Below are 9,521 nucleotides of genomic sequence, written 5' to 3'. Positions count from 1 at the left end.
CCGTGAACCTGACCGGCCGCTACAGCGCTGGATGATAGCGCGCGGCCGGTCAGCTTCACTACCGCTGAGCTACACCACCACGCGGGACACGACCGTAGGTCCAGTTTACCGCGTCCGTACATCTGCCGTTTTACCAACTTCAGCTTAGTGATCTGCCCTTCGGTCTGCCCGTTTGACCACGAGGTGATGATGGCGGCTCGAACCGCGGCGACGTCGCGTGCAATTCCATTGGCAAAAGACGCTACCAGGCTGGCTCGGCCACGCTCGATCCAGGGAACGAGATTCCCCTCTGTTTTGAGCCGGATCATTTCGTGGAATCCCTCGACGACGGTACGCGCCTCAACGAGCGTCGGTACGCCTGCCTCTACCGCAGCAACCGTCACAGTTTCTGCCCTCGACAGGGTATCGCGCCCGGTCGTCATCAACCTGGCGATAGTTCTTGCCGAGGGCACGCGGTGAAGGGACTCCGTATCGACCCGCTCAGCCTGTCGCTGCCGGCTAGCCCATTCGGTTACGACCCGCAGCGACCCACGAAATCCTTGTGATCTCAGGCGTCGCCAGAGGTCAGCACCATTGTGAGATCCCGCTGCCCACTCTCGATCCAGCCACGGCAGATAGGTTTCCAATGAGCTCTCCCGAACCCTGAACACATCGCTACGTTCGCCACGCAAAATTCGGCGGACCAGGCCACGACTGTGTCCGGTGCGGCGCACGATCTCCTTGATAGATGCCCCGTCCTTGGCAATCGTCAGGACGGAAGCATTGGTCTCCTCACGGTGAAGATATCCCTGATATTGCAGGTGCTCCGCCGCTGTCAGCAGGGCGGGGTTTATGGTCATGGCACCGACGGATTGGCGGATTTGGCGCATCGACCGACGGACCGCCTCAAGAAATGCATGGCTCGCGTTTTCCATCAGGTGCCAGCGGTCCGCGACCTGGACTGCGTGCGGCAAAGCCTTTGCGGCAGCCCGCGCATACGCCCCACCGCGGTCCCGGGCGACGACCGTGATCTGTGGCTGGGTGGTAAGCCATGCCTGAGCCGTTGCCGGTTCACGATCCGGGAGCAGGCTGATTGGCTTTCGCCGCTCCAGATCGCAGATGATCGTGCCGTATCTATGATTGCGCCGCCACGCCCAGTCATCGATACCTATGACCGTCGGCGCTGGCCTTACCGGGCACCCGCGCCGACGTACCACTCTTAGCAACGTGTCGTTGCTGACCGGGAGCATCAGTCGCTTGGCCAGGCTTGCGGCAGGTCGGCCGCCAAGCGCCAGCCCGAGATGATGTACGAGGACGTCGAGACGCCCGGTACGCCGCGCCCAAGGCGCCAATACCCCAGTGGGAAACTGCTCAGTAAAGATCTGTTGCCCACACTGGGTCGCTGCACATCGAAAACGGCAAACTTCGGCGATCAGGCGAACTGATCTCCCAGCTAGTGGCAGGTCGGCGATACGACGCTGATAGCGGCTATGGACCCGGTTACTGCCAGTTCCGCACGTGGGACAACAGCTCGATTTCGAAATGCTGCGAACCGTAACGGTCGTTCGGTCGCCATCGCTGGACGCCGCGACCATCGCAAACCCAGCAGGGATGAGAGACGAGGGGTGAAGCGCCTTGTGCATGACGATAATCCCATCTGGAGCCAACGCCAGCAGACCTCATAACTGCATCAAAATTGAGTCAGAGCCCAAAAGGGACCCCGGTAGCGGGGTGATCGGCGTCGAAAAAGGACCCCTCATCCTGGACGTCAGAGCCAGACCGGTTCATCGTCGACCCGATCCACCAGATGCCGGGACTAAACACCTAGAGCAGCACGGCTGCGGATGCCCGTGGAACGCGCGGTGGCGTTGATCCATGCGGTCGGGGTCGGCGCGGTGACGACATTGCTCGCAATCCCCGAGGAGTAACGCGACCCTCAGCTATCGTCCGTAATACGAGACAGCGTGATCGCATTTATCATCACCAACCCGCCCGACCAAGACCAAGCCGATCTGGTGTCGTTGGCGGTAGGGCTGCGCGCCCACCTTGGTAGCGCCGAGGTGCTTACGCCGGGCGAATGCCTGTTGCTGAACGAATTACTCGACCGGCTCGCCAAACCTCCCAAGGATTGAGGGCATCGCGAAAACAAAGGATGATCGGGACGACTGACGGCAGAACGGAACGCTGGACGGCAAGGAGGGTGCTGTTTTCACGAAATGTGTTCCCGATTGCCTTCTCCCTAAACTGGCCGTTGGTAACGAAGAAACGGGAATCCCAATGCGCGTGCCAGAAAAACGACCGGGGCTGTTGAAAAATGCCGATCGCCTCGCCTGCCTGTGTCAGAAGGGATGCTATTTCGGGAATGGCTGGGTCTGGGTGGTTAGCGCTCGGTCAGGTTTCGGGCAGGGATTCTGGCAAAGCTGCCGCTCTTCATCCGGTACAAAGCGGCGTCGGCGGTCGCTAATAGACCATCTAGCTCACGGGCGTCCGGCGGCGAGGTCGCATAAGCGCCGACAGGCCCGCTCAGGCGACGCAAATCGCCTGTTTTTCGTACATTCGCCAGGAATGATGAGGTTTGGGACGAAGCCGTTGTTCGTTGAGCCGGCCGGCATTGGTTTTGCCTCAAACGGGTTCTAAGCGCCCACACTCGGGCGCCGTCGGTGCCGCAGCTGGAGTCTCCGGTATGATCGTGCGACCCAAGCCTGGGCTGAAAGATATCCTGTTCACGATCAATGGCTCGATATTGCCTAGGGTCGGCGCGAAGTTGGTCACGATCGCGATCATCACGATGCTCGCCATTGTCTGCGCGCAGCTGCGACCCGGCATGTTGGCGCAGATCAGTGGCGTTCCCTTCACGCTGATCGGCATCGCGCTTTCGGTGTTCATGAGCTTTCGCAACAACGCCTGCTACGACCGGTGGTGGGAGGGCAGGAAGCTGTGGGGACAGCTGATCATCTCGTGCCGCGCTTTCGCGCGTCAGGCGTCGGCGCTTGCCGAACCGGATCGTCGGTTCATGCTTACAGCGCTCAGCGAGTTCGCCGCCTCGCTCGCCGCAAGCCTGCGTGGCACCGGCAAGATGGTCGGGGCCGAGGAACGACTGAATTCGACCGACCTCGTTCTTCAAGGCATCGGACGCCGATGCCTCGCGCTCATGGCCGCGGATGCCATCAATCCGGTTCATTATTCCGTACTCGAAGGGCAACTGACTTTGTTGTCGCAGGTCCAGGGCGGGTGCGAGAGGATTGCGAACACGCCTGTGCCGTTCGCCTATTCGCTGCTGCTGCACCGCACAGCCTATACCTTCTGCCTGACCTTGCCGTTCGCGTTGGCGGGCAATCTGGGTTGGTGGACGCTGCTGCCGGTCCTGCTGGTCAGCTACACGTTCTTCGGGCTCGATGCGCTGAGCGATCAGCTTGAAGATCCCTTCGGGGTCGAACCCAACGACCTCCGCTCGATGCGATAGTCCGCTCGATCGAACGCGAAATGCTGGCGTCGCTTGGCGAGACCGTCCTACCGCCTGCGCTGACCCCGCAGCGCCATCTGCTGAGTTGATATTACGGCAGTCAGCAAGCCACTCCTGCGCTGCAAATGCCGCATACGGCATGCACAGCGCAGGGATGATTCCTTTCACCCCGGGCGGGTGACATCAATGTGGAGTATTATCGATCCGCCCGGCGTCTCGCAGCGTGGTTCACGCGGCAGGCTTGAGCACCACCTTCGTCCACCCCGCGTCGCGATCGTCGAAATGCTTGTACGCATCCGGCGCCTCGTCGAGTTTCAGGCGATGCGAGATTATCTGCGAGGGCGTTGCCTTTCCGGTATGGATCAGGCGCGCAAGGCGGCGGTTATAGGCCTTCACATTCGCCTGACCAGTTCGGATCTGCTGCCCCTTGAACCAGAAGGCGCCGAAATCGAAGGCCATTTTGCCTTGCTTCTGGAGTTCGTCCGCGGCGTTGGGATCCTCGGGAATGAACACGCCGACCACGCCGATACCACCAGTCGCCTTGGTCGAGCCGACGAGGTTGTTCATCGTTACGTGGTTTGCTTCCTTCCCGTGCCGGTCGCAGCACTGATAGCCGACGCATTCGCAACCGCGATCTGTGCCCAGGCCGTTGGTCCGATTGAGGATTTCCTGGACCGGATCGACCTTCGAAGAGTCGATCGCGATCGCGCCGAGCTTGGTGGCCAATTCGAGCCGATCGGCATGGCTGTCGACCACGAAGATCTCGGATGCGCCCTTGATCGCCGCCGAATGCGCCGCCATCAGCCCAACCGGTCCCGCACCGTAGATCGCCACACTCTCGCCCGGCAACAGACCCGAAAGCTCGGTCGCATGCCAGCCGGTGGGAAGGATGTCGGAAAGCATGACATAGTCATCCTCCTTCTCGCGCGCGTCCTCCGGCAATACCAGGCAGTTAAAGTCGCCATATGGCACGCGGAGCACCTCGGCCTGACCGCCCTCGAATGGTCCCATTCCGGCGAAGCCGTAAGCGGCGCCCGCGGTTCCCGGATTGCAGGTCAGGCAATAGCCGGTGAGGCCCTTCTCGCAATTCTCGCAGAATCCGCAGCCGATGTTGAACGGAAGGCAGACGATGTCGCCTTTCTTGACGCGGTCGACCGCCGTCCCGACCTCGATCACCTCGCCGAGGTTTTCGTGACCGAGGATACGACCGGTTTCGAAGTCTGTGCGCCCTTCGTACATATGAAGGTCAGATCCACAGATATTTGTCGTTGTTATCCGTACCAAGACATCGGTGGCTTTTTCGATCTTCGCGTCCGGCACATTTGAGACACGAACATCCTTGGGACCGTTATAGATAACAGCCTTCATTATATATCTCCTCGACTATATTCCCTCAATGCCGAGGCTCGGACGGTTGTTCCCTTTAACACTGCGAAACAGTGTATTGCGTATGCGGGATAATTCCGCCGCGAGATGCACGGGACGCCTTCGGCGTGCCTTACTCAAGGCTAGGGCGTGGATCCGCGTGCATCGCAGGACCGAGTTCGGCCTTTAAGGTAGCGACCGCGTGCTGAATCTTCGGCAAGAGATGGCGGCGGCGAGGGTAGACTGCGAAGATCGGTTCCTCACGGGGCCTGAAATCCTCCAGAAGCAGAACGACCATGCCGTGCTGGAGGGCGGGAAGCACATAGAATTCCGGCAACTGGCAGATGCCCGATCCGCCGATACAGGCGTCGATAACAGCCTGTCCGCTGTTGCAGCGAAAGCGCCCCTGCGGCCGATGCAGGACTTCCCTTCCATCAACCTCATAATGCCACATCGTGCTGGTGCCGGCGATACAGTCATGGTCGCGCAGATCGCCGACCTTCCCGGGGACGCCGGCGCGGGCCAGATAAGCAGGGGAAGCGCAGGTGTAAAAGCGCCGCGACGCAATGAGCGTGTTTAAGAGGCGGCCATCGGCCACATCGCCAGTCCGAACCGCGAAATCATATCCTTCGCCGATCATGTCGACCAGGCGATTGGTTAGGTCGATCGATACAGTGAGTTTGGAATGCTGCGTCGTCAAACGGCGCAGGATCGGCGCGACAAATCGTTCACCCATGGCAGTCGAGCAACTCACGCGTAGCTCCCCCTGCGGTTCGCCTTGCTCAGCAATCAGCGCGATGGCCTCGTCGCGCTCAAGCGCTATCCGCTCGCAATGTTCGAAAAAGACGCGGCCGCTTTCCGTTAAGCTTACGGTTCGCGTCGTGCGGTTGAAAAGGACCGTCTGAACCCGCTCCTCTAGCTGGCTGATCGCCCGGCTGACATGGCTGGACGACATGCCGATGGCCTTGGCCGCTTTCGTAAAAGACGCTGTCGTCGCCACCGCCACGAACTCGTCAATGCCATCCCATTTAGACATAATTATCCCACAAACGGCGAAGTGTGTTTCTTAGGAGCGGGATTATTACATCATTGGCCGAATGCTAAACAGAGGCCAAGACGCTTGAGGAGGACTCACATGAAGACGCGAGCAGCGGTTGCATTCGAGGCGAAGAAGCCTCTCGAGATTGTTGAGTTGGATTTGGAAGGGCCTCGCACCGGCGAGGTCCTGATTGAGATCATGGCGACAGGGCTATGCCATACCGACGCCTACACGCTGGGCGGACTCGACAGTGAAGGCATCTTTCCTGTGGTTCTGGGCCATGAAGGCGCGGGCATCGTTCGTGAGGTCGGCCCCGGCGTCACTTCGGTAAAGCCCGGCGATCACGTCATCCCGCTCTACACGCCGGAGTGCCGCCAATGTAAGTCGTGCCTCAGCGGCAAGACTAACCTGTGCACCGCGATCCGCGCCACCCAGGGCAAGGGCGTGATGCCCGACGGCACCTCACGGTTCAGCTACAAGGGCCAGTCGATCTTCCATTACATGGGTTGTTCGACCTTCTCGAACTTCACGGTGCTGCCCGAGATCGCGGTCGCGAAGATCCGCGAGGACGCGCCGTTCCAGACCAGCTGCTACATCGGCTGCGGCGTCACCACCGGCGTGGGTGCTGCCATCAACTCCGCCAAGGTGCAGGTCGGTGATGTCGTCATCGTCTTCGGCCTGGGCGGTATCGGCCTCAACGTGTTGCAGGGCGCCCGCATGGCCGGCGCGAACATGATCGTCGGCGTAGATCTCAACGACAGCAAGGAGGAATGGGGCCGTCGCTTCGGCATGACCCACTTCGTCAATCCGTCGAAGATCGATGGCGACATCGTCGCACATCTGGTCGCGATGACGGACGGCGGCGCCGACCACACGTTCGATTGCACCGGCAACACCACCGTAATGCGTCAGGCGCTCGAAGCCTGCCATCGTGGTTGGGGCGTCTCCACCGTGATCGGCGTGGCCGAGGCGGGCAAGGAGATCTCCACGCGTCCGTTCCAGCTCGTTACCGGCCGCGTTTGGCAGGGCAGCGCGTTCGGCGGCGCACGCGGCCGTACCGACGTTCCCAAGATCGTCGACTGGTACATGAACGGCAAGATCGAGATCGATCCGATGATCACCCACGTGCTCAAGCTTGAGGAGATCAACAAGGGCTTTGACCTCATGCATGCCGGCGAAAGCATCCGCTCCGTCGTCGTATTCTGAAGTTCACTTCAAAGGAGAATTATCATGGCAGTTATTTCCGGTAACGACGTGTTCTCGCACGTCATGATGGGCGCGGCCGACATCGAAACGTCGACCAAGTTCTACGATGCAGCGCTGGGTGCGCTCGGCGTCAAGAACTTAGGGCCGTTCGGCAACGGCTGGGTCCTTTACGGCAAGGACAAGCCCGCGTTCATCGTAGCGCGTCCCGGCAACGGCGAAGCCCCGTCGAGCAACGGCATGACCATCGGGTTCGCTGCTGCAACCACGGCCGACGTCGATGCCTTTCATGCAGCGGGTCTCGCGGCGGGCGGCACGGACGAGGGCGCGCCTGGTCCGCGTGGCCACCTGCCCGGCGCGTATGCCGCCTATTTGCGCGACCCGGCCGGCAACAAGGTCTGCTCGTACACCTTCACCGACGGCAACTAAGCCATGAGCATGGAGCAGGTCAGCGCCAACCTCGCCTTCGGGGGTATGCAGGGTGTGTATAAGCACGCCTCTGCCGTCACCGGCACGGACATGACCTTCTCGGTCTATGTCCCGCCGCACGAAACGGGAGCGACGCTGCCGGTCGTCTGGTATCTTTCGGGCCTGACCTGCACCCATGCGAATGTGACGGAGAAGGGCGAGTTCCGCCGCGCTTGCGCGGAACTCGCCCTGATCTTTGTGGCACCGGACACCTCACCCCGTGGCGAGGGCGTACCCGACGATGCCGACGGCGCCTATGATTTCGGCCTTGGCGCCGGCTTCTATCTCGACGCGACCGAAGACCCCTTCAGCAAGAACTACCGCATGGAGACCTATGTTACCGAGGAACTTCCTGCCCTGATCGCAGAGAATTTCCCGGCGGACATGAGCCGGCAATCGATTATGGGCCACTCCATGGGCGGCCATGGTGCATTGACGATCGCACTGCGGGCCCCCGATCGTTTCAAGGCGGTTTCTGCGTTCTCGCCGATGGTCGCGCCGAGTCAGGTGCCTTGGGGGATCAAGGCCTTTACCGGCTACCTCGGCGACGATCGCGCGCTGTGGCGCCAGCGCGACGCGGTGGCGTTGATTGCGGATGGCGCACGGTTATCCGCGATCCTCGTCGATCAGGGCGATGCCGATCAATTCCTCACCGAGCAACTCCGGCCCGAGCTGCTGCAAGCTGCTTGCCTCGAAGCTGGCATTCCGCTCACGCTCCGCATGCAGCACGGCTACGACCATAGCTATTTTTTCATTTCGACATTCCTAGCCGACCATCTGCGCTGGCATGCCGCGCATCTGGCCTGAGGCACGACAGCAACTTATGGGCGCGTGCCTCAAAGGCTTTACGGACTGTTGAAAGGCCTGACGCCTTGCCCTGATCGTCTCGATTGGGATGGTTGATCGGGAAAGCTGCTACCCGCTCACCGTCTGATCGGGCGGCGTTAGCGGGAACACAGCCGGGTTAAAGGCCGCTACGTCCAATAGGTACGCCCGATCCTTCACATCGGCCCAACCCTCCGGCCAGTTTCCCAAGAGCCAGACGCCTTGATCGAGCCATGCCAGTTGTAGGACTGTCGGCCACGCCGCCAGCTCCGCGTCGGTGAAGGCGATATGCCCGGCATAGCCGCGCAGGAAGGTCGCCCACTCGGCCCGCGTCCATAATCGACCGGGAGCGGTGGAAAGGTCGCAGTGGAACAAGAGCAACGCGACGGCGAGGTCATAGAGCCTTGGCATCCGAGCCGCATGGTCCGGATCGACCAGCGTGGGTTTCGGGCTGAACACGAGGTTCGACGCCTTGAAGTCGAAGCTGCACCCGGCGAGCGGCAAGCCCATGACAGGTTCGGCCGTGGCGAGGCGTGCCAGCGTCGCCTCCCGGAAAACGTGCCGATCCCCACCGGCGGCTTCGATGGCATCTCCGGCCGAGACAAGGTGCGGCTCAATCCATTCGGCATCTCGCACCACCGGCCCATGGTAGGTCGCCAGGGCGTTCGCCTCGGGCGGATCGGCCGCGTGCATCCGGCCCAGCAGACGCCCGGCGTCGGCAATCTCGCTTTCACCGGCATGGTAGCCGGTGCCTGACACGAAGGGGTAAACGACCCACTGCTTGCCGTCATCAAGGCGGCGGGGATTGGGGTGGAGGTGTGCTGCCGGGGCCACCACATCGACGCCCAAGCCATGTAGCGCCGTCAGCCATCGTCCGATCGCCTCGCCGTCCGAATGGACCAGCCCCGTTCGCTTCAGAACCCAATCGCCGCGACGATCACGAACACGCAGCACGGGCGCGTAGTCGTAGAGCGATACCGGCTCCTCGGGATGATCGAACGGGAAAGCTGCGATCATATGCATAGGCTCACCTACTGCCTCCGCCCCTTCACACAAAGGAACGAGCGGCGAGACGGCCGGGGCATGATCGTGTCCCACCGCGTGGTGTAGCTTCAGCGGCGTAGCCGCTTTGATCTCCGGACATGGCCGGGTCGATCACGCCGCCATGGACGACAACGT

At 61.4% G+C, this 9,521-nt stretch carries 8 protein-coding genes and 1 pseudogene; 5 read left to right on the top strand and 4 right to left on the bottom strand.

Features of this window, described 5'->3' with window-relative positions:
• Window positions 1-95: 95 nt before the first annotated feature.
• Window positions 96-1,622: pseudogene (locus FHY04_RS22120) on the bottom strand (ISL3 family transposase); the annotation flags it as partial.
• A 321-nt stretch (window positions 1,623-1,943) separates the two neighbouring features.
• Between FHY04_RS22120 and FHY04_RS22115 the strand changes: the two are divergent.
• Together FHY04_RS22115 and FHY04_RS22110 are read left to right on the top strand one after the other, a co-directional pair.
• On the top strand, window positions 1,944-2,111 hold the full coding sequence (locus tag FHY04_RS22115; protein ID WP_165954595.1) for a hypothetical protein: 168 nt from the start codon (window positions 1,944-1,946) through the stop codon (window positions 2,109-2,111).
• Window positions 2,112-2,575: 464 nt separating this feature from the next.
• Entirely contained in the window at window positions 2,576-3,442 is an 867-nt protein-coding gene (locus FHY04_RS22110) for a bestrophin family protein (protein ID WP_234422627.1), read from the top strand.
• Window positions 3,443-3,670: 228 nt separating this feature from the next.
• Here FHY04_RS22110 and FHY04_RS22105 read toward each other — a convergent pair whose 3' ends face one another.
• Together FHY04_RS22105 and FHY04_RS22100 are read right to left on the bottom strand one after the other, a co-directional pair.
• Window positions 3,671-4,810 (bottom strand): glutathione-independent formaldehyde dehydrogenase, encoded by a 1,140-nt coding sequence (locus FHY04_RS22105; protein ID WP_133192304.1) that lies wholly within the window; start codon window positions 4,808-4,810, stop codon window positions 3,671-3,673.
• A 130-nt stretch (window positions 4,811-4,940) separates the two neighbouring features.
• Window positions 4,941-5,843 carry a LysR family transcriptional regulator gene (locus FHY04_RS22100; protein WP_133192303.1) on the bottom strand — a complete coding sequence of 301 codons (903 nt, stop codon included), beginning with the start codon at window positions 5,841-5,843 and terminating at the stop codon, window positions 4,941-4,943.
• A gap of 99 nt (window positions 5,844-5,942) precedes the next feature.
• Here FHY04_RS22100 and FHY04_RS22095 point away from each other — a divergent pair, with 99 nt between their 5' ends.
• From FHY04_RS22095 to fghA, 3 genes are read left to right on the top strand one after another with little or no spacing between them, the layout of a single operon-like run.
• Entirely contained in the window at window positions 5,943-7,052 is a 1,110-nt protein-coding gene (locus tag FHY04_RS22095) for an S-(hydroxymethyl)glutathione dehydrogenase/class III alcohol dehydrogenase (RefSeq protein WP_133192302.1), read from the top strand.
• Window positions 7,053-7,070: 18 nt separating this feature from the next.
• Window positions 7,071-7,478, top strand: coding sequence for a VOC family protein (locus FHY04_RS22090; protein ID WP_183938016.1), 408 nt, complete (start codon window positions 7,071-7,073; stop codon window positions 7,476-7,478).
• Between the two features lie 9 nt (window positions 7,479-7,487).
• The gene (gene fghA / locus FHY04_RS22085) at window positions 7,488-8,324 is read left to right on the top strand and encodes an S-formylglutathione hydrolase (protein ID WP_133192373.1); all 837 of its coding nucleotides are present in this window, start codon (window positions 7,488-7,490) and stop codon (window positions 8,322-8,324) included.
• Between the two features lie 108 nt (window positions 8,325-8,432).
• Here fghA and FHY04_RS22080 read toward each other — a convergent pair whose 3' ends face one another.
• Window positions 8,433-9,365 carry a phosphotransferase enzyme family protein gene (locus FHY04_RS22080; protein ID WP_133192300.1) on the bottom strand — a complete coding sequence of 311 codons (933 nt, stop codon included), beginning with the start codon at window positions 9,363-9,365 and terminating at the stop codon, window positions 8,433-8,435.
• Between the last annotated feature and the right edge of the window lie 156 nt (window positions 9,366-9,521).

The organism is Sphingomonas sp. BK481 (genome assembly GCF_014194875.1).
Lineage (GTDB): Bacteria > Pseudomonadota > Alphaproteobacteria > Sphingomonadales > Sphingomonadaceae > Sphingomonas > Sphingomonas aerolata.
This window is presented reverse-complemented; position numbering and strand designations above follow the sequence as displayed.

Bases quoted from the DNA above. Each gene is read 5' to 3' on its own strand.
- FHY04_RS22095 (WP_133192302.1), top strand. From the start codon at position 5,943: ATGAAGACGCGAGCAGCGGTTGCATTCGAGGCGAAGAAGCCTCTCGAG.
- fghA (WP_133192373.1), top strand. From the start codon at position 7,488: ATGGAGCAGGTCAGCGCCAACCTCGCCTTCGGGGGTATGCAGGGTGTG.
- FHY04_RS22100 (WP_133192303.1), bottom strand. From the start codon at position 5,843: ATGTCTAAATGGGATGGCATTGACGAGTTCGTGGCGGTGGCGACGACA.
- FHY04_RS22105 (WP_133192304.1), bottom strand. From the start codon at position 4,810: ATGAAGGCTGTTATCTATAACGGTCCCAAGGATGTTCGTGTCTCAAAT.
- FHY04_RS22080 (WP_133192300.1), bottom strand. From the start codon at position 9,365: ATGCATATGATCGCAGCTTTCCCGTTCGATCATCCCGAGGAGCCGGTA.